This is a genomic window from Microbacterium sp. NPDC076911 (assembly GCF_040687125.1).
Classification (GTDB): Bacteria; Actinomycetota; Actinomycetes; order Actinomycetales; family Microbacteriaceae; genus Microbacterium.
The window spans coordinates 297,324-316,409 of record NZ_JBFBMP010000004.1 but is presented as its reverse complement, the minus strand read 5'-3'; the positions used below and the strand labels follow the sequence as shown (position 1 = coordinate 316,409).

The window sequence follows — 19,086 nt, the reverse complement described above, 5'->3', positions numbered from 1 at the left end:
ACCGTTGCGGTCAGGCCGAACCGTAGCCGGTCTCGCCCAACTCCTCAAGAATCCGATTCAGATCTTGGATGCTGGCAAAATCAATACTGACCTGGCCTTTACGTGCGGTAAGTGAGATCTTCACGCGCGTGTTGAGCCGATCCCCCAGTCTTTCTGCGACTTCGTCAAGATGCGATCGTCGAGAACCGGCTTGAGGCCGCGGTGCGCGAGAAGCCCCAGCCTCTGGGCCTTTTGCGGCAGCCTCCGCCGCACGGACAGAGAGATCTTCGTTGACAATCTTGTCGGCCAGACGTTGCATCGATTCCGCCGTGTCGAGTGACAGAATCGCGCGTGCATGTCCCGGGGTAAGGACCCCCGCGGCAACCCGCTGTTGCACGGGCACCGGCAGCTTAAGGAGTCGGATCGTATTGCTGATCTGGGGCCGCGAACGACCAATGCGCGTAGCGAGCTCCTCTTGCGTGATCCCGAAATCTTCAAGCAGCTGCTGATATGCAGAGGCCTCTTCAAGAGCGTTGAGTTCAGAACGATGCAGGTTCTCGAGAAGCGCGTCGCGCAAGAGGTGCTCATCGGCAGTTTCGCGGATGATGGCTGGGATCGATGTGAGGCCCGCTTCACGCGAAGCTCGCGTGCGGCGCTCGCCCATGATCAGCTCATACGTGCCGTCCTCTTTCGCACGCACCACAACTGGCTGTAGCAACCCGAACTCACGCACACTGTGGACGAGTTCCGCGAGGTCGTCGGGCTTGAAGTTGGTGCGCGGCTGACGCGGATTGGGAACGATCTGATTCGGATCGATGTGAACAAGTCGCGCACCAGGCACAACCACCAGCTCATCGGCAGGCTCACTGGAGGGTGCTTCGATCGAATCGGACGACTCTGAAGATTGTTCCGCGTTCGTGCGCGGAAAGAAGACGTCGGACGGTCTGTCGTCTGTCGCTTCACTTGTGGGGATGAGGGCACCGATACCGCGCCCTAGTCCTGTGCGCTTTGCCATCAGGCGCGTCCTTCCTTCGTGGACGCATTATCGCGTCGAATAATTTCTACCGCTGCTTCGCGATATGCAATCGCACCAGCAGACTGCCCATCATAGGCAATCACCGTCTGCCCGAAACTCGGAGCCTCAGAGACACGCACAGACCGGGGAATGACGGTATCAAGTACCTGCTTGGCGAAGTGCTCACGCACCTCTTCCGCAACTTGCTGAGCTAGGCGAGTTCGGCCGTCATACATCGTCAAAAGAATGGTCGAGAGCACAAGCTCAGGGTTGAGATGCTTCTGAATCATGCGAACAGTGCTCAGCAGTTGGCTCAATCCCTCAAGTGCGTAGTACTCGCACTGAATGGGAATCAGCAACTCGCTGGCTGCAGTGAAAGCATTGATTGTGAGCAAGCCCAACGATGGTGGGCAGTCGATGAGAACAAAGTCCATCGTGTTCTCCGGCGACGACAGGTAGTCATCGAGTGCGGTGCGCAGTCGATGCTCTCGGGCCACCTGTGACACGAGCTCAATCTCAGCGCCCGCCAGGTGTATCGTGCTCGGCGCACAAAACAGGTTCTCTGCTTCGGGGCTTGTTTGAATGATGTCAGCAAGCGGAAACTCATCAATGAGCACGTCGTAGATGCTTGGAATGTCTGCGGTGTGCGGCACACCGAGAGCCGTGGATGCGTTCCCTTGAGGATCCAGATCGATAACCAACACACGCGCACCTACTGATGCGAGTGCCGCAGCAGTATTCACCGCTGTCGTGGTCTTCCCCACGCCGCCCTTTTGGTTCGAGACAGTCAGCACCCGAGTTTTCCCCGAAAGCACCACGTCCGCCGCGGCCAAAGCTCGCCGGCGCGCACTGAGATCGGCGATTTCACGGGCGAGAGGGGTGTCGTCTAACGAAAAAACTTCCGTAGTCTCCGACTCGTCGGGCTGTTTCACGTGAAACACTTCTCTCTTTTGCGAGCCTGCAACAACTCTTTCTACTCTAGTCGTCCTCACCCCCACGCACCGCGTGTTGCCGAGACACTCGCCCAAGGATCGAAACAGGTGAACCACCCTATGTTTCACGTGAAACCGGGAGGGCCCGAGAAGACACTGCGAGGTGTCGGGTGCTCAAAGAACGTCTACGGTGTAGCGGTTGACGTGTAGGCCTCTCCCACGGGCCACCAAGCAACGCTTGCTACGCGCGCCAAAATCGGTCGAAAGGCGCATATGCGGCGATCCACGTGAAACGCCAGTGTCTGCGCAAATACGTGGATGGGCGACATCCGCACGCCGACACGGTCATTGGTCGACACGGTGATTGGCACACAGTCATTGGCACACACGCCATTGGCACCTCGAAGGATGGGATGTTCATTGGTGGCGCCGATTGCATCGCCTAGTGACCCGCAGCGTCGTTTCACGTGAAACATGTCGTCTGTTGCGCGGTACGGTGAATCTGGTGGGAAGCTCACGCGCATCGGTGCTCAGTCAATCCAGTCAGTCCCACGTCGCCCTTCCCCATTCAACGTCCTGGGGCTGGTTCACGTGAACACACTCGCGCGTTGGTGTTGAGTCACACGTTCCTTCGGGGGCTGTTCTACCGCCATACCTCGCTCACGTGACAGGGGCTACGGCGATCAGAGCCCAGGGACACTCGACTTCGGCTGACCGGCATCCAAGCCCTTACGACGTGGCGGCGAAAGTCCTCGGTGAGAAAACAGGTTCGTTGCGCCTGGATGAACGAGCGGAGTTCATCACCCCACAGCCATCCGAATCCAAAGCGCTGCCTGCATGGTTTCACGTGAAACAACCTGATCGTCGCAGCGCCCCTTCATGGCCATTTCTTTGGCACATCCGATTCACATTGCACATAGATTGAGACAAAAGACGGCTTCTGCCACATTCGGACAACGCCGTCACGAAACCGGCATTCTTCAACCACGACAATGCAGTTGACGCCGCTGATATGACCCGAGTGCATCGCCGCCATCCGGCGAACGGGGCGGGCGGGGGCATACTGTTTCACGTGAAACGCTGGAGTGCCTCAGGCGCCAAGAGTCATGGTGGGTTGCAACCCCCACGATTGGGCCAGCCTCGTGCTCCATGCTCGCCGGAGGAGGCTAGCGCGCCGGGCATGCCTAGCGCCTAACGTGGAGCGCGAACAGTCGCACGAACGACGCGCGAAGGCTCGTCGAGCAGGCCCTCACCTACGATATCTACGCGGGTGTCCGAAAGTCTGAACTTACGAAGAACCTTCTCGGCAGCCGTGATCTCATTGGACGCGTTAGCGCCTTTCAGCAGAATAAGCTCTCCACCATCGCGCAAAAGCGGCGCTGTGAGCGGCACGAGAGTGCGCAACGCGCTGACGGCCCGCGCGGTCACCGCATCAAGAACTCCACCGCGGTTCCAGTCCTCAGCCCGCGCGCGGAGCACTTCCACGTTATCCAACCCGAGCTCCTGCGCTTGCTCCGAAAGCCACGCGACGCGACGTTCCATGGGTTCGATCAGTACCCACTCGATGTCTGGACGCGCGATTGCGAGCACGATACCGGGAAGGCCGGCCCCCGAGCCCACATCGCCCACGCGGCCGGCAGGAAACAGGGGGGCGATGATGGCGCTATTGAGGACGTGACGGGTCCACAGACGTGGTGGCTCCAACGGGCCGATGAGCCCACGTTCCTCACCATGGGCTGCAAGTGCCGCCGTGAATTGTCGTGCCAGCTCAAGCCGGTCACCAAAAATCCGGCTCGCGGCTGCCGGTTCTTCTTCTACGTCGATCATGAAAGTTTCACGTGAAACATCAAAAGCTCGTCAACCGCGTCGGATAACGGTGTGACGGTCGGCGCCCTCACCGTACGACTCAGAGACAAATCCGCGATCCGCCACGATGTCATGGACGAGTTTGCGCTCATAACTGGACATTCCTGGCAACGACGCTTGGGAGGCGCCCTCATCGAGACGAGCGATAGCACGGTCAACGAGAGTTGCCAGCTGCCGCTCGCGCGTCTGACGAGATCCGCCGACATCCAAGATCAAGCGGGAAAAGCGACCGGTGCGAGTCTGCACCGCAATACGTGTGAGTTCTTGGAGCGCTTGCACGGTGTCGGGTTGCGCAATCAGTTCGACCGACCCCTCTTCAGGAGCTTCTACCGAGACGTATGCACGTCCCGAACGCACGTCGAGATCGAGATCACCATCGATGTCAGCAATATCGAGCAGGCCCTCGAGAAAGTCGGCGGCGATATCCCCCTCTTGTTCGAGCTGCTCAACCGTTGCCGGAACGCGCTCGGCAGTCGCGGGCGCCGTGGATTCAGTAGTCATCATGCCTCTCAAAAGTTAGTCAGGACGCCGAGTTCGCGCCACCGTCACCGGCGGGCTTGTCAGTCGACGGATTCGCTTTGCGCTGAGCCTGCGACTTGTTCGGTTGATTCTTCCCGGACTGTTGCTTCTTGGCGCGCTGCTTGCTTACTGGCTGCTGGCGCTTGGGTGCAGCCAACCGTGCGGCTTCAGCCTCGTCGAAAAGTCGCTGCTGCTCAGCCTCATACTTCTCCATAGGAATGACTTTGCCGGAAGCATCGAGCGCCTTTCCCTTCCGAGCAAGACGTTCCTCGCGAGCCTTCGCCGCATCGGAACCAGGGGTCGGCATCTCACGAATGACCAGGAACTGCTGCCCCATAGTCCAGAGGTTTGAGACGAACCAGTAGATGACAACACCGAGCGGGAAGAACACCCCGGAGAACACAAATGCGAAGGGCAACACATACAGCATGATCTTCTGCATCTGGTAGGCCTGGCCAGTTTTAGCCTCGGGGGAAAGGTTCTTCGAGATGATCTGGAGCTGCGTGAAGAACTGCGAAGCAATCATGAGAACAACCAGCGTCACGAGGATGGCGATCGCTGGTACGTTGCCCGTGTTTACCGCGTCGATCAACGTCTCGTGCAGCGACGCGACGCCGAAGAGCTTCGCGTTGTAGAACTCCTGTGTCAGCTCGGCACTGAGCAACCCGACTCCACCTATGCCCGCAGCAGCGTGCTTGGTCACATCGTTGAGCACACTGAACAATGCAAAGAAGATCGGCATCTGTACGAGCAGTGGCAGACAGCTCGCCACAGGCGTGGTGCCGTGCTTCTTATACAGCGCCATGGTCTCTCGGCTCATGGCCTCGCGAGAGAGCTGATCCTTCTTCCCCTTGTACTTTTCCTGAACTTTCCGCAGTTCAGGGGCTATTTCCATCATCTTTCGCTGACTCTTGATCTGCTTCACAAAGAGCGGAACGAGAGCAGTACGAACGACTAGCACCAGGCCAACGATCGACAGCACCCAAGTGATGCCGTCAGCTGCTGGTAGCCCAATAAGAGTGAAGAACCAGTGCCAGAAGACAAGCACTGCCTCCACTGCCCACTTCAATGGCCAAAGAATGGTTCCGAGAAGGTCAAACCCACCGCCTGACGAATCAGTGGATGTGGAAGTAGCGGCCAACAAGAGATCCATGCGGAGGATCAGTCCTTTCCGGTGGGGGATGGCACAACGAATCCGTGAGGAGTCAATGCATGCCGAAAGTTCTTGTGGGCCGGAACGTCGTCGACGCCCCCCTGAGCCCAGGGGTGACAACGCGCCAAACGCGTTGCAGTGAGAGTAAAGCCTTTGAAGATGCCATGTTGCTGATAGGCCCCAACGGCATAGGCCGAGCAAGATGGGTAGTACTTGCACACATCGCCGTAGGTATGCGAAACCGTCGCTCGATACCCGTGGAGCAGTGCTAACGCGGCATTGCGTGGAATCAGAGGAGCGAAGCGCGCCAAATTCGCGGGTGTCAGCACCGCATCGCCGAGGGTGTATGCCGGCAGAACGCTCATGCTGCTCGCCTACTCAAACAACGCGAAACCTCTTCGCGAAGCTCAGCGAACGTCGCGTTAGCTGCTGAGGGAAGGGCACGGATCACGATGTCGTTTCCTGGCTGCAATGAAGGAAGGGCTTCGTTGCACACGGCTTTGAGCCGACGTCGAACGGAATTGCGTACAACAGCACCGCCCACCTGGCGGCTTACGATGAAGCCGAACCGAGTGGGCGTTGCAAGAACTGTTGGTGTGACATAGGTCACGGTGTGTGCACCGGCACAACGACGACCCCGGCGGACGACGGCCTTGTATTCCGTCCCGCGGGTGAGTCGGTTAGGCCGCGCCAGCACCGTGTGGGTCAGGCCGAAAGTTCGGTGCGACCCTTGGCGCGACGCGCCGCAAGGATGCCGCGACCTGCGCGAGTGCGCATGCGAGCGCGGAAGCCGTGCTTCTTGGCACGACGGCGGTTGTTGGGCTGGAAGGTGCGCTTGCTCATGGAGATCCTCCGGATCAGATGTCACCGGGATGCTCTGCCGGGACGTTCGTGTATGGGGACGGCCCACAAAGGGCGTAAGTCAACCGATTAAGGCTACGTCTTGTCCGCCAATAACTCAAACTGAGAACAACGAAACCGCATTATGCCCAATCCCCTAAAGAGACTGGCAAGACACGCGGGCCGCACCTACAGTGGAGTTTGCTCCCGGACTTCCATCGAACTAGCGTTGCTCCGGCAGTTATCCACAGGCGCTCCGTGATTTTTCCGCGGGTTCGAGTGGACTCATCAACAACCCGGGGGGGCCATGTCATCGCACGATATTCCAGATGTTCCGGTCTGGTCAGCAGTGCTCGACGTTCTCGCCACTGACGACCGCATTACGCCACAGCTGCAAGGGTTTCTCAGTCTCGCCGTTCCACAAGGCGTCATGGGCGGAACTTTGTACCTCGATGTGCCCAATGATCTGACATCGGCCCAGTTCACAAAACGCATGCGTGCTCCGATCATGGAGGCTCTTGCGGCAGTAGGCCAAGGCGATCAGCCGCCCACTGCGACGTTCCGAGTCGTCGTGAATCCCGAGATCGCCGATCCCCGTTTCACCGCGCCGACGGAGATTCGAGAAGAGCCAACACCGCAGCAGTTGAACACCGCTACGACCCGCTCGCCCATGGAACAGCCCATGGACACCCAGCACACCGGTTCCCGCAATGACACGCGCTTGAACCCGAAGTACACCTTCGACAACTTCGTGATTGGACAATCCAACCGCTTCGCACACGCCGCCGCTGTTGCCGTCGCCGAAGCGCCGGCGAAGGCGTACAACCCGCTGTTCATCTATGGCGACTCCGGACTAGGAAAGACGCACTTACTGCATGCAATTGGTGACTATGCCATGAGCTTGTACAGCGGAATCCGCGTTCGCTATGTCTCGAGTGAAGAGTTCACCAACGACTTCATCAATTCCATCGCTAACAACCGCGGATCAGCATTTCAGGCGCGATATCGCGATGTCGACATTCTGCTCATCGACGACATCCAATTCCTTCAGGGGCGAGCTGAAACCCAGGAAGCCTTCTTCCATACGTTCAACACCCTGCACGATCACGACAAACAGGTCGTCATCACCAGTGATGTTCCGCCAAAACACCTCACCGGTTTTGAAGATCGTATGCGCAGCCGCTTCGAGTGGGGTCTGATCACTGATGTTCAGGCGCCCGACCTTGAAACCCGCATCGCGATTCTCCGCAAGAAAGCACAAAGCGAAAGACTTCATATTCCCGATGAAGTACTCGAATACATCGCCACTGTGGTTTCATCCAACATCCGTGAACTCGAAGGGGCGCTCATTCGTGTGTCCGCGTTCGCGAGTTTGAATCGATCCTCACTCGACATCGCACTCGCACAGACAGTGCTGCGCGACATCATCGATCAGGACGATGCGAATGTCATCTCACCGACAGACATCATCACCGCAACCGCCCAGTACTTCAAGCTCACCGTCGATGATCTCTACGGATCAAGTCGCTCTCAATCGGTGGCCACTGCGCGCCAGATCGCAATGTATCTGTGCCGTGAGCGCACCAGCCTGTCACTCCCCAAAATCGGACAACTGTTCGGCAATCGCGATCACACAACGGTGATGTACGCCTATAAGAAGATCAGTGAATTGATGAAGGAGCGCCGGTCGATCTATAACCAGGTCTCCGAGATCACCACTCAACTCGGCCGAAACGGGCGTTGAATGCGTCGCGCAGCATCCGATCACTATTCCACTTGACAGCCCCTCTAATGCGGCCTTATATTTCGGTTCTTCACAGTGTGGAAAACCTGTGGATAACTTTGAAACTCTGCGGAATCAGTGTGCACGACAGCACCGCTCCTGTGGATAGATGAAAAACTCCACAATCGGAGAGGTCGAGTTTCTCGACAGAGTCCGCAGCTATTCCACAACTCACAACCGTGTAGTTCCAATACCGTCACAGGGATCCACAGAGTTATCCACAGTTTCCACAGCGGTTAACACCATGACAAATAGTTCTAGTGATGAAAAGGATTCGATCACCTGAACACAAACGCACTGTCAAAACCACCGATCTGGCCTTCGTCACTTGTGAGAGCCTCGAGTGGCACTAACATGAGAACCCCAACCCGGACTCGAGGGAGCATTCGTGAAGTTCCACGTCAATCGCGATGTGTTCAGCGAAGCAGTGTCGTTCGTCGTCAAGCTCCTGCCACAGCGAAACCCGCAGCCGATCTTGGCTGGTGTGCTGATTGAAGCAACGGATGAGGGTCTTTCCCTCTCGGCGTTCGACTACGAAGCGTCCGCCAGGACCACCATCGAAGCGACGGTTGACAGCCCCGGCACAATTCTCGTTCACGGCCGGCTGCTCTCTGAGATCGCGAGCCGCCTTCCCAACGCTCCGATTCAGATCGAAGTCGAAGAAGACGGCGGAATCCTTCTCACTTGTGGTTCTGCACGCTTCACGCTCTCTTCAATGCCTGTCCAGGAATACCCAGCCATCCCCGAAGTCTCGGGTGATTCAGGTCTGGTTCCAGCAGATGAATTTGCGATGGCAATCGCCCAGGTTGCGTTTGCTGCATCTCGAGACGATGTGACACCTGTGCTCACCGGTGTGCAGCTCGAAGTCACCGGAAACCGCCTGAGCTTGGTAGCCACCGACCGCTACCGCGTCGCGCTTCGCGACATTCCGTGGGACGGTGGGGCGGTTGACGCTGATGAGGCGACGACTGCACTCGTTCCCGCTCGCACGCTTGCCGAGGTGGGTAAGACCTTTTCGCACAGTGGCAATATCTCTATTGCCTTCTCTGGCTCGGGAGATCGCGAGATCATTGCGTTCACTTCGGGCAACAAGACGGTTACCTCTCTGCTCATCAAGGGCAATTTTCCTCCCGTTCGTCGCTTGTTCCCCGAGCAGACTGAGCACCACGCTGTGGTCAATACTGCTGAGCTCGTTGAAGCCGTTCGTCGCGTCTCTCTCGTACTCGACCGTTCTGCTCCGCTGAGATTCACTTTCACGGCCGACACAGTGTCGATGGATGCATCGGGAACAGAGCAGGCACGTGCGACGGAGTCCGTTGACTCCAATCTCGTCGGCGAGGACGTCACCCTTGGCCTCAACCCGCAATACCTGCTGGAATCCCTCAGCGCCGTGAAGAGCGAATTCGTTCGTATGACCTTCACCTCGAGCGACAACGCGAACAAGCTGAGCCCGGTACTCATCACTCCGCAGACGTCTGTCGACAAGTCGGGTGAAGAGTCCTTCCGCTACCTGCTCCAGCCCAACCTGTTGTTGCGCTGATCTGCAATCGATCGAACGCCGTTGTCGAAGGCGCCGGGTAGTCTGACCCGGTGATCGTCGAGCACCTGAACATTGTCGACTTCCGCAATTACGCGGCAGCCGATGTCACGCTGGCGCCCGGGCCCAACGTTTTTGTGGGAAGGAACGGTCAAGGCAAGACCAATCTCGCCGAGGCGATCGGATACTTCGCGACACTGGGTTCGCACCGGGTGTCTAGTGACGCACCGATGGTGAGAGATGGCTCCGAGGCCGCGATCGTTCGCGCAAGATTGTCACACGGCGAGCGAAGTGTGCTTCTTGAAGTACAAATCAACCGGCAGGGCTCGAACAAAGCCCGAGTCAACGGTGCAGCTGTGAAACCGAATGAGCTGCCACGGTACGCCCAGGTTGTGCTGTTCGCGCCCGAAGATCTGCAAATCGTTCGTGGAGATCCATCCTCTCGGCGCAGATTTGCTGATCAACTACTTGTACAACGCTCACCGAGACTCGCAGCCGTTCTCGGTGACTACGAACGCGTTCTGAAACAGCGCAACGCGTTACTCAAATCTGCACGCGCTCGAGGGGTGCGGGGCGACGCTCTCGCGACGCTCGACGTGTGGGACGAGAAACTTGTGACTCTTGGCACAGAAGTGATCGAAGCCAGAGTCGCGCTCAGCGTGGAGCTTTCAGGACCACTCGCTGCCGCCTACTCCTCCATCGCTGGCGCGGATCATCAACCCCAAATCGAATGGGCGCTCTCTGTAGCGGGTGGTGATCCAGAAGAGGGAGGCGGTCTTTCGAATGTGGATGCTGCGGCTGGCCGCACCGCGGAACTTTTTCGCTCGGCTCTCGCCGACAAACGTGCGTCGGAGTTGGATCGCGGCGTGACGCTGGTTGGACCCCACCGCGACGATCTGATGCTGCGGGTGCGAGGGCTTCCGGTGAAGGGCTACGCCTCTCACGGAGAATCATGGTCCGTTGCCTTGGCATTGCGACTTGCTTCAGCAGAACTCTTGCGCGCAGAATCCCAACTCGGCGATCCGGTGCTCATCCTTGATGATGTATTCGCCGAACTGGATGCCGATCGACGCGCCAGACTCGCAGCGTTGGCCGGCGCTTATGAACAGGTTATCGTCACCGCCGCCGTCGAAGAAGACGTACCGACGGCCTTGCGGGCCCGAGTAGTGCGCGTTCATGCTGGGCAGATCGTGGAAGCACAGCATGAGTGATTCCGCTGACGAGATTCCAGAAACCGTTGCCACCTACCTGCGGCTGCGAGGACTCGCTCCTTCAGCGCGGTCATTCAAGCGACGAAAACGACGAGCCGTCGATGAAGAAAACACACCGTTTTCTGCAGGAAGAGATCCCAAAGGTATCTCTGACGTTCTTGGTGATCTCACCAGACAAGCTGGCTGGGAGCCACAACTCGCGCGCGAAGACGTCGTGCGTGCGTGGGCAGAGGTCGCCGGAGCAGAGACTGCTGAACGAACCCGGCCGGTCGCGTTTTCCGACTCGACCCTGACGATCCAGGCTGATTCGACAGCGTGGGCCAAGCAACTGCAACTCATGCGAGCGCACATCCTTTCGGAAATCGTTCGCCGCTTTCCTGAAGCGGGAGTCGAAACCATCCGTTTCATCGGACCGGACGTTCCCTCTTGGAAATGGGGCCACAGAACGATTCCAGGGCGTGGCCCGCGCGATACCTATGGATAAACCACCATCTGGGTTGTCCTAGGGAATTTGATCGCGTCAGAGGGGCGTAGAACCCGCGAAGATCGGCCTCTGGTTGGTAGACTGTCAGCATCCTCGCCTATCGATGTGGAGCGCTCGAACCCTTATGACGTCTGAAACCCCTGAAAGCGTTCCCACGGAACCCGAAACGCCAGCAGAAGCGACAGTTCCGAACGAGTACGGGGCCGATGAAATCCAGGTGCTAGAAGGGCTCGAAGCAGTCCGAAAGCGCCCCGGCATGTACATCGGTTCGACCGGTGCACGCGGATTGCATCACCTCGTGCAGGAAATCGTCGACAACTCGGTCGATGAAGCGCTCGCTGGATACTGCGACACGATCGATGTGACGATTCTCGAAGATGGCGCCGTGCGTGTCATCGACAATGGTCGAGGCATCCCCGTCGACATGCACAAGACCGAGGGAAAATCGACTGTTGAGGTCGTTTTGACGGTGTTGCACGCCGGAGGAAAATTCGGTGGCGGCGGCTATGCCGTATCGGGTGGCTTGCACGGTGTTGGTTCATCGGTTGTCAACGCACTCTCGACACGACTCGAGGTCGCCGTGAAGCGTCAGGGCTTCGTCTGGCGACAGTCGTATCGCGATGGCGGTTTTCCACAAGCGCCGCTGGCACAAGCTGAAGAGAGTTCTGAGACCGGAACCACGATCACGTTCTGGCCCGACGCGACAATCTTCGACACCGTCGACTTCGACTACGACACCTTGCGCACACGCTTTCAGCAGATGGCGTTCTTGAACAAGGGCCTGCGTATCAACTTGCGCGATGAACGCGCGGAGCTTTTCGCTGACACCGGGGAACCTGGCGAAGAACAGCTTGGGCCGCGCGAAGACAGCTTTCTCTATGAGCGGGGACTCGTCGACTACGTTGAGCACCTCAACAAGGTGCGTCACGCTGAAGTTGTCAACGACGAGATCATTGACTTCGAGACGGAAGATACCGAGCGAAAGATCGCGCTCGAGGTCGCTATGCAGTGGACGACGAGCTACACCGAGAACGTCTTCACATACGCAAACACCATCAACACCCACGAGGGTGGTACGCACGAAGAAGGTTTCCGCGCTGCGCTGACCACGCTTGTCAACAAATACGCACGTGCACAGAATCTGCTCAAAGAGAAGGACGACAATCTGTCGGGCGATGACGTTCGTGAAGGTCTTACCGCGGTCATCTCGGTGAAGCTATCGGAACCACAATTCGAAGGACAGACCAAGACCAAGCTCGGCAACACCGAAGCGAAGGCTTTTGTGCAGAAGGTGGTCGGTGACCAGCTTGGTGACTGGTTCCAGCGCAATCCCGCTCAAGCCAAGAATGTTGTTCGCAAAGCCATCGACGCAGCGACCGCGAGACTTGCCGCGCGTAAAGCCCGTGAAACAGCACGGCGAAAGAGCGTGTTCGAATCGGCTGCAATGCCCGACAAACTGAAGGATTGCACGAGCAAAGATCCCGCGATCAGCGAAATCTTTCTTGTCGAGGGCGACTCGGCCGGCGGCTCAGCGGTGCAGGGTCGTGACCCGCACACTCAGGCGATTTTGGCTTTGCGCGGAAAGATCCTCAACGTTGAGCGTGCACGCCTCGATAAGGCGCTCGCGAATAAAGAAGTCCAGGCCATGATTCAGGCTTTCGGCACGGGTATCGGTGAAGATTTCGATATCGCTAAGGCTCGATATCACAAGATTGTGTTGATGGCGGATGCTGATGTGGACGGTCAGCACATTACGACCCTGCTGTTGACTTTGCTATTCCGGTACATGCGCGGATTGATTGAGGCGGGTTTCGTATACCTCGCTATGCCGCCGCTGTACCGACTCAAATGGACGAATGCGCCGCACGAGTACGTCTATTCGGATCGGGAGCGCGATGCGCTTCTCACTGACGGGCTCGCCAACGGACGCCGAATCCCGAAGGATGCGGGCATTCAGCGCTACAAGGGTCTTGGCGAGATGAACCCCAAAGAGCTGTGGGAAACCACGATGGATCACACCACTCGCACCCTTCAACAGGTGACGATCGATGACGCCGCTGCCGCAGATGAGATCTTCACCGTGCTGATGGGCGAAGACGTCGAGTCGCGGCGCGGGTTCATCCAGCGAAACGCCAAAGACGTCCGCTTCCTCGACATCTGATTCTCGATTATGCCCTGCGGCAATCGAACACCGAAAGTGACAAATGACTGACGAAGAGCGTCCCGAAAGCTTCCACGAGCACGGCAAGATCGACCAAGTTGATCTGCAGCTCGAAATGCAGCGCAGCTACCTCGACTACGCAATGGCTGTCATCATCGGTCGCGCGTTGCCCGACGTGCGCGATGGCCTAAAGCCTGTTCACCGTCGTGTGATCTATGGCATGTACGACGGAGGATTCCGTCCCGACAAGTCGTTCTCAAAGTGTGCGCGCATCGTCGGCGAAGTAATGGGTCAGTATCACCCGCACGGTGACACCGCCATCTATGACGCACTCGTGCGTCTCGTGCAGCCGTGGTCAATGCGTTACCCGCTCGCACAAGGGCAGGGAAACTTCGGTTCACCAGGAAACATGGGTGCAGCTGCGCCTCGATATACCGAAACAAAGATGGCTCAGCTCGCGCTCGAAATGGTGCGCGACATTGAAGAAGAGACTGTCGACTTTCAAGACAACTATGACGGCCAGACCCAAGAGCCGTCGGTGTTGCCCGCGCGCTTTCCGAACCTGCTCGTCAACGGTTCGGTGGGCATCGCGGTGGGTATGGCGACGAACATCCCGCCTCACAATCTGCGCGAAGTAGCGTCGGGAGCCCTTTGGGCACTGGAAAACCCTGAGGCAACTCGCGAAGAACTGCTCGAAGCGCTGATGCAGCGCATTCCCGGGCCTGACTTTCCCACTGGCGCGCAGATTCTCGGCACGAGCGGTATTCGCGAGGCGTATCGCACAGGGCGCGGATCGATCAAAATGCGCGCAGTCGTCTCGATTGAAGAACTGCAGGGTCGTACCTGCTTGGTGATTACCGAGCTGCCCTACCAGGTCAACCCCGACAACCTCGCGGTGAAGATCGGTGACCTCGCGCGCGACGGCAAGATCACGGGAATCGCCGATATCCGTGATGAGACCAGCGATCGAACCGGACAGCGCCTCGTCGTCGTGCTCAAGCGCGATGCCGTAGCGAAGGTTGTGCTCAACAATCTCTACAAGCACACGCAACTGCAAGAGAATTTCGGCGCGAACATGCTCGCGATCGTTGATGGAATTCCGCGCACCCTACCAATCGACGGCTTCATCTCGCTGTGGGTCGACCACCAGATTGAAGTCATCGTTCGCCGCACGACCTACCGTCTGCGTAAAGCCGAAGAGCGCATGCATATTCTGCGGGCGTACCTGAAGGCACTCGATGCACTTGACGAAGTGATCGCCCTGATTCGTCGCTCGCCGACTGTCGACGAGGCACGCACGGGCCTAAAGGTGCTTCTTGAGATCGACGACATTCAAGCTGACGCGATTCTCGCGATGCAGCTTCGTCGCCTCGCCGCGTTGGAACGTCAGAAGATCATCGATGAGGCGACCGAGCTTGAGGGTCAGATCGCTGATTTCAAGGCCATTCTCGCTGATCCGATTCGCCAGCGCACCATTATCCGCGACGAACTGACGGCAATCGTCGACAAGTTTGGCGATGACCGTCGCACGCAGATCATGCACGGCTTCGATGGTGACATGACCGACGAAGACCTCATTCCCGAAGAAGAGATGGTCATCACGGTCACCCGCGACGGCTACATCAAGCGCACGCGCAGCGACAACTATCGTCAGCAGCACCGCGGGGGTCGCGGCGTGAAGGGTGCACAGTTGCGCGCCGACGATGTCGTTGAGCACTTCTTTGTCACTACGACGCATCACTGGCTGCTGTTCTTCACCACGAAGGGGCGCGTCTACCGAACGAAGGCGTACGACGTCGCGGAGGCAGGCCGTGACGCAAAGGGCCAACACGTCGCAAACCTGTTGGCTCTCCAACCAGACGAAGAGATCGCTCAAGTGCTGGACATCCGGGACTATTCAGTCGCGACTTACCTTGTACTGGCAACTCGCGGTGGACTAGTGAAGAAGACCCGTCTCACCGAATACGACACCAACCGTCAGGGCGGAGTGATCGCTATCCGCTTGCGTGAAGGCGACGAGGTCGTAAGCGCTCTGTTCGTCGATGAGGGTGATGATGTTCTGCTCATCAGCCGTCACGGCATGTCATTGCGGTTCACCGCCACCGATGAAGCACTTCGTCCCATGGGCCGTAGCACCGAGGGTGTAAAGGGGATGTCCTTCCGGGAGGGCGATAGTTTGCTCTCCGCATCGTTCGCACGCGACGCAGGCTATGTTTTCGTCGTCACCGAGGGTGGCTACGCCAAGCGCACGGCGGTCGATCAGTATCGAACCCAGAGTCGTGGTGGACTTGGCATCAAGGTGGCCAAGCTGAACGACGATCGTGGGGAGCTGGCGGGCGGTCTGATCGTCTCAGAACAGGACGAAGTTCTTGTGGTTCTTGCCAGCGGCAAGGTGGTACGCTCTGCCGTGGCCGAGGTGCCTGCTAAGGGTCGCGACACCATGGGTGTTGTGTTTGCTCGTGCGGGCGACGATGACAAGATCATCGCCATTGCGCGCAATGGCGAGCGGAGCTTGGCCGAGACCGCGGAAGAAGCGGTTGACACTGAGCCCACAACCCCTGAAGCGTCTCCCGAGAACCCCGAAGAAAGTACTGACGAATGAGCACAGTAGCGGACAAGCTCGCAAAAAAGTCGAGCTCCAAGTCGAGCAACAAGCAAGTGCGTCTTCGCCTGGTCTACATTGATTTCTGGTCGGCAGTGAAGATGTCGTTCTTGGCAGCAATCGCGATCGCCATCGTTACCGTGGTATCGATGGTCATGGTGTATTTCGTCGTCGAGACGACAGGCCTCATCACTCAAGTTGACGAACTGGTCGGCACGCTCTCTGATGGAAGCTTCACACTGCAGCAGTACCTCAGCTTGCCGCAGGTGCTTGCGTTCTCGGCTGTCATCGCCATTCTCAATCTGGTCGTCGTCACCGTGCTCGGCGCGGTCGTTGCCGGCATCTACAATCTTGCGGTCAAGGTGACCGGCGGCCTGTTGGTTGGATTCACATCCAACTAACGGTTTGCATTGACGGCTCGATTTCAGAAATCATCCCAAATCGGGTAAAGTCTTGGAGGTTGCCGACGCAAGGACAGCAACGAAAACGGGGCTATAGCTCAGGCGGTTAGAGCGCTTCACTGATAATGAAGAGGTCCCTGGTTCAAGTCCAGGTAGCCCCACGCAGTACCCCCTCACGGGGCCTTAGCTCAGTTGGTAGAGCGCCTGCTTTGCAAGCAGGATGTCAGGAGTTCGAATCTCCTAGGCTCCACAGAAAGAAGAAGACGCCGGCCCGATGGGTCGGCGTCTTCTTCTTTTAGTCAATTGAGCAACCTGCTCCGCGATCCCTTGCTGCTCGAGGCACCTGCTCAGCTCCTGTCGCGGGCCGCTCGGCCCCTTAGGTGAGTACCTGAATGTGATGCGTACGGCGTCAGCGGGTGATCTGGGGGTGAGATTTCGCTCATGGCCCGCGACGCCTGTTTCTTCCGTGCCACCATGCATAGAAAGTGTGGGGCAAGGGAGCGGGTATAACGACCAGCGCCGACTGAGATGCCTCTCAAGGAAAGGTAACGAGTATGTGCACGCGAGTTGTTTGGGCCGATGCAAACGGGTCAGTCATCGTGGGTCGGAACATGGACTTCCACATGGATCTGCTCTCCAACATCTGGAAGTACCCGCTGGGCATGGAGCGCACCGACGGTGTGGACGGAAACCTCTCTTGGACGTCGAAATACGGGAGCATTGTTGCAACCGCATTCGATCTGATCGCCACAGACGGCATGAATGAGCAAGGCTTCGCGGGCCATATCCTGTGGCTCGCAGAGTCTGACTATGGCAAGCCCGAAGCGACTGCAACTCAGCTGAGTCAGGCAGTGTGGCTTCAGTACTATCTCGACAACTTCGCGACCGTAGAAGAGGCTGTCGCGTGGACGAACGATACGCAGGTCGAAATCTCGCAGCTGTTTGATCCGACCGGTCACCTGGTGCCCACATTGCACCTTGCTATCAACGACGCATCCGGCGATTCCGCCATCATTGAGTACACCGACGGCAAGCCCCGGGTGTATCACAGCCGTGACTACAAGGTGATGACTAACTCGCCCACTTTCGACAAGCAGCTCGAGCTCGTGAAAACTGTTGCCGGACTCGGCGGAGATACACCTCTCCCCGGCTCGACACTCGCGAGCGATCGCTTCGCGCGTGCGTCGTTCTACGTTGAGCACCAGGTGCAGCCCAAGACACAAGTCGACGCGATTGCGGCGATGTTCAGCATCATCCGTAATGCGGCCCAGCCGTTCCGCACGCCCGAGCCTGGTAAGCCAGACGCATCGCAGACGATCTGGCAGGTCGTGCTCGACCTTACAAACAAGCGCTATGTCTTCGAGTCCACCACTCGGCCCGGCATGGTGTGGATCGACCTTGACAAGCTCAGCTTCAACAAGGAAAGCAAGGTACTCAGGCTCGATCTGGTGAGTCGACTGATGCTCGAAGGCGGGCTTGCCGGAGACGTTAGCCACAAGTTCTCAGACGTCGGAGAGGCAGCCACCGAGGTGCAGGGGATTCTTGTCTCTTTGGTGTTCGCGACTTCGTAAACTTCATGTGACAAGGCGAAAAATATCAGTTCCCGTAGGAAAAATTGGTTCGTCCCCACTAGCATTGCTCAGAACAGGGCAACCGAACGGGGCTTGGCATGACGCAACCAGGAGTCGAGCGTGGATGCTCTTGGCTGGTCGTGGAACGATGAAGGCGCTCGCGGGCTTCCTGGTCGCCGCTGCCATGCTCGTAGTTTTGGGGGGCGCTAGCCCCGCCCAGGCATCTTCGAGCCTTTCGCCGACCCAAACCCTCGCCGCGTCATTCTCAGCGCCGAACGCCGACATCGCCACCATCCTGGCCGACACCAATGTGCAGCGCGCAAACGCGGGGCTCGTACCCCTTGTGCTGAGCGAACAATTGACGCGGGTTGCGCAGGAATGGTCGGCCGCTCAGGCGGCGGCGAATGCGATGAGTCACAACCCGAACTATTCGTCCCAGATCTCGAGCGGCTGGACACGCGCGGGAGAAAACGTTGCCCGCGGATATCAGCCGTCAACCGTTGTGTCCGCGTGGATGGCATCGAGCGGTCACCGTGCGAATATTCTCGGCAACTTCAACACGATCGGTATCGGGTATGTCAACGGATATTTCACGCAGGTCTTCGCCCTCTACCCGAGCTTTTCGGACAATGCTGATGGTGTGACGCGGATTGCGGGTCGGGATCGGTATGCGACGAGCGCGGCCATTTCGGTGGATCAGTTCGCGCCTGGTGTGGCGACGGTGTATTTAGCTTCGGGGGAGAGTTTTCCGGATGCGTTGTCGGCTGCTGCTGCCGCGGGTGCTGCGGGTGTGCCTGTTCTTTTGAGCCGTTCGACTGCGCTTCCGGCGGAGATCATTTCGGAGTTGGCTCGTCTGCGGCCGGAGAAGATCGTTGTGCTGGGTGGTGAGAATACGATCTCTGACTCGGTTTTACACGCCGCGGAGGCGTACGCCACTGATGGTGTGACGCGGATTGCGGGTCGGGATCGGTATGCGACGAGCGCGGCCATTTCGGTGGATCAGTTCGCGCCTGGTGTGGCGACGGTGTATTT

General features: G+C 58.2%; 17 protein-coding genes and 2 tRNA genes. 11 read left to right on the top strand and 8 right to left on the bottom strand.

Annotation, left to right across the window (positions count from 1 at the left end):
• Positions 1 to 10 precede the first annotated feature (10 nt).
• The 8 genes from AB0O81_RS08365 to rpmH form a co-directional block, all read right to left on the bottom strand.
• The gene (locus AB0O81_RS08365; protein WP_363583157.1) at positions 11 to 994 is read right to left on the bottom strand and encodes a ParB/RepB/Spo0J family partition protein; all 984 of its coding nucleotides are present in this window, start codon (positions 992 to 994) and stop codon (positions 11 to 13) included.
• Positions 994 to 1,935: a ParA family protein gene (locus AB0O81_RS08360; RefSeq protein ID WP_363583155.1), complete on the bottom strand. Its 942-nt coding sequence runs from the start codon at positions 1,933 to 1,935 to the stop codon at positions 994 to 996. The genes AB0O81_RS08365 and AB0O81_RS08360 overlap by 1 nt, the downstream gene beginning before the upstream one ends.
• A 1,182-nt stretch (positions 1,936 to 3,117) precedes the next feature.
• Positions 3,118 to 3,753, bottom strand: a complete 636-nt coding sequence (gene rsmG / locus AB0O81_RS08355) for a 16S rRNA (guanine(527)-N(7))-methyltransferase RsmG (protein ID WP_363583153.1) — start codon at positions 3,751 to 3,753, stop codon at positions 3,118 to 3,120.
• A gap of 30 nt (positions 3,754 to 3,783) precedes the next feature.
• Positions 3,784 to 4,293, bottom strand: coding sequence for a R3H domain-containing nucleic acid-binding protein (locus AB0O81_RS08350; protein WP_363583151.1), 510 nt, complete (start codon positions 4,291 to 4,293; stop codon positions 3,784 to 3,786).
• Positions 4,294 to 4,312: 19 nt separating this feature from the next.
• Positions 4,313 to 5,464, bottom strand: a complete 1,152-nt coding sequence (gene yidC, locus AB0O81_RS08345; protein ID WP_363583149.1) for a membrane protein insertase YidC — start codon at positions 5,462 to 5,464, stop codon at positions 4,313 to 4,315.
• Between the two features lie 8 nt (positions 5,465 to 5,472).
• Complete coding sequence (gene yidD / locus AB0O81_RS08340) at positions 5,473 to 5,829, bottom strand: membrane protein insertion efficiency factor YidD (RefSeq protein WP_363583147.1); 357 nt, start codon at positions 5,827 to 5,829, stop codon at positions 5,473 to 5,475.
• Positions 5,826 to 6,161 (bottom strand): ribonuclease P protein component, encoded by a 336-nt coding sequence (gene rnpA / locus AB0O81_RS08335; protein ID WP_363583145.1) that lies wholly within the window; start codon positions 6,159 to 6,161, stop codon positions 5,826 to 5,828. The genes yidD and rnpA overlap by 4 nt, the downstream gene beginning before the upstream one ends.
• Positions 6,162 to 6,169: 8 nt before the next feature.
• Positions 6,170 to 6,307, bottom strand: a complete 138-nt coding sequence (rpmH, locus tag AB0O81_RS08330; RefSeq protein WP_013584598.1) for a 50S ribosomal protein L34 — start codon at positions 6,305 to 6,307, stop codon at positions 6,170 to 6,172.
• A gap of 304 nt (positions 6,308 to 6,611) precedes the next feature.
• Between rpmH and dnaA the strand changes: the two genes are divergently transcribed.
• The 11 genes from dnaA to AB0O81_RS08275 form a co-directional block, all read left to right on the top strand.
• Complete coding sequence (gene dnaA, locus AB0O81_RS08325) at positions 6,612 to 8,048, top strand: chromosomal replication initiator protein DnaA (protein WP_363583143.1); 1,437 nt, start codon at positions 6,612 to 6,614, stop codon at positions 8,046 to 8,048.
• Between the two features lie 427 nt (positions 8,049 to 8,475).
• On the top strand, positions 8,476 to 9,627 hold the full coding sequence (dnaN, locus tag AB0O81_RS08320) for a DNA polymerase III subunit beta (RefSeq protein WP_363583141.1): 1,152 nt from the start codon (positions 8,476 to 8,478) through the stop codon (positions 9,625 to 9,627).
• A gap of 50 nt (positions 9,628 to 9,677) precedes the next feature.
• Entirely contained in the window at positions 9,678 to 10,835 is a 1,158-nt protein-coding gene (recF, locus tag AB0O81_RS08315; protein ID WP_363583139.1) for a DNA replication/repair protein RecF, read from the top strand.
• Positions 10,828 to 11,319 (top strand): DciA family protein, encoded by a 492-nt coding sequence (locus tag AB0O81_RS08310; RefSeq protein ID WP_363583137.1) that lies wholly within the window; start codon positions 10,828 to 10,830, stop codon positions 11,317 to 11,319. Before recF ends, AB0O81_RS08310 begins: the two co-directional genes overlap by 8 nt.
• A gap of 124 nt (positions 11,320 to 11,443) precedes the next feature.
• Positions 11,444 to 13,480 carry a DNA topoisomerase (ATP-hydrolyzing) subunit B gene (gyrB, locus tag AB0O81_RS08305; RefSeq protein ID WP_363583135.1) on the top strand — a complete coding sequence of 679 codons (2,037 nt, stop codon included), beginning with the start codon at positions 11,444 to 11,446 and terminating at the stop codon, positions 13,478 to 13,480.
• 43 nt (positions 13,481 to 13,523) lie between these two features.
• Complete coding sequence (gyrA, locus tag AB0O81_RS08300; RefSeq protein ID WP_363583133.1) at positions 13,524 to 16,082, top strand: DNA gyrase subunit A; 2,559 nt, start codon at positions 13,524 to 13,526, stop codon at positions 16,080 to 16,082.
• Positions 16,079 to 16,483, top strand: coding sequence for a DUF3566 domain-containing protein (locus tag AB0O81_RS08295; protein ID WP_363583131.1), 405 nt, complete (start codon positions 16,079 to 16,081; stop codon positions 16,481 to 16,483). Before gyrA ends, AB0O81_RS08295 begins: the two co-directional genes overlap by 4 nt.
• An 87-nt stretch (positions 16,484 to 16,570) precedes the next feature.
• A tRNA-Ile gene (locus AB0O81_RS08290) sits at positions 16,571 to 16,644 on the top strand.
• Between the two features lie 16 nt (positions 16,645 to 16,660).
• Positions 16,661 to 16,733: transfer RNA gene (locus AB0O81_RS08285), tRNA-Ala, on the top strand.
• A 304-nt stretch (positions 16,734 to 17,037) separates the two neighbouring features.
• Positions 17,038 to 18,054 (top strand): linear amide C-N hydrolase, encoded by a 1,017-nt coding sequence (locus AB0O81_RS08280; RefSeq protein WP_363583129.1) that lies wholly within the window; start codon positions 17,038 to 17,040, stop codon positions 18,052 to 18,054.
• 124 nt (positions 18,055 to 18,178) lie between these two features.
• The coding region (locus AB0O81_RS08275) for a cell wall-binding repeat-containing protein (RefSeq protein ID WP_363583127.1) at positions 18,179 to 19,086 on the top strand (908 nt) is incomplete at its 3' end.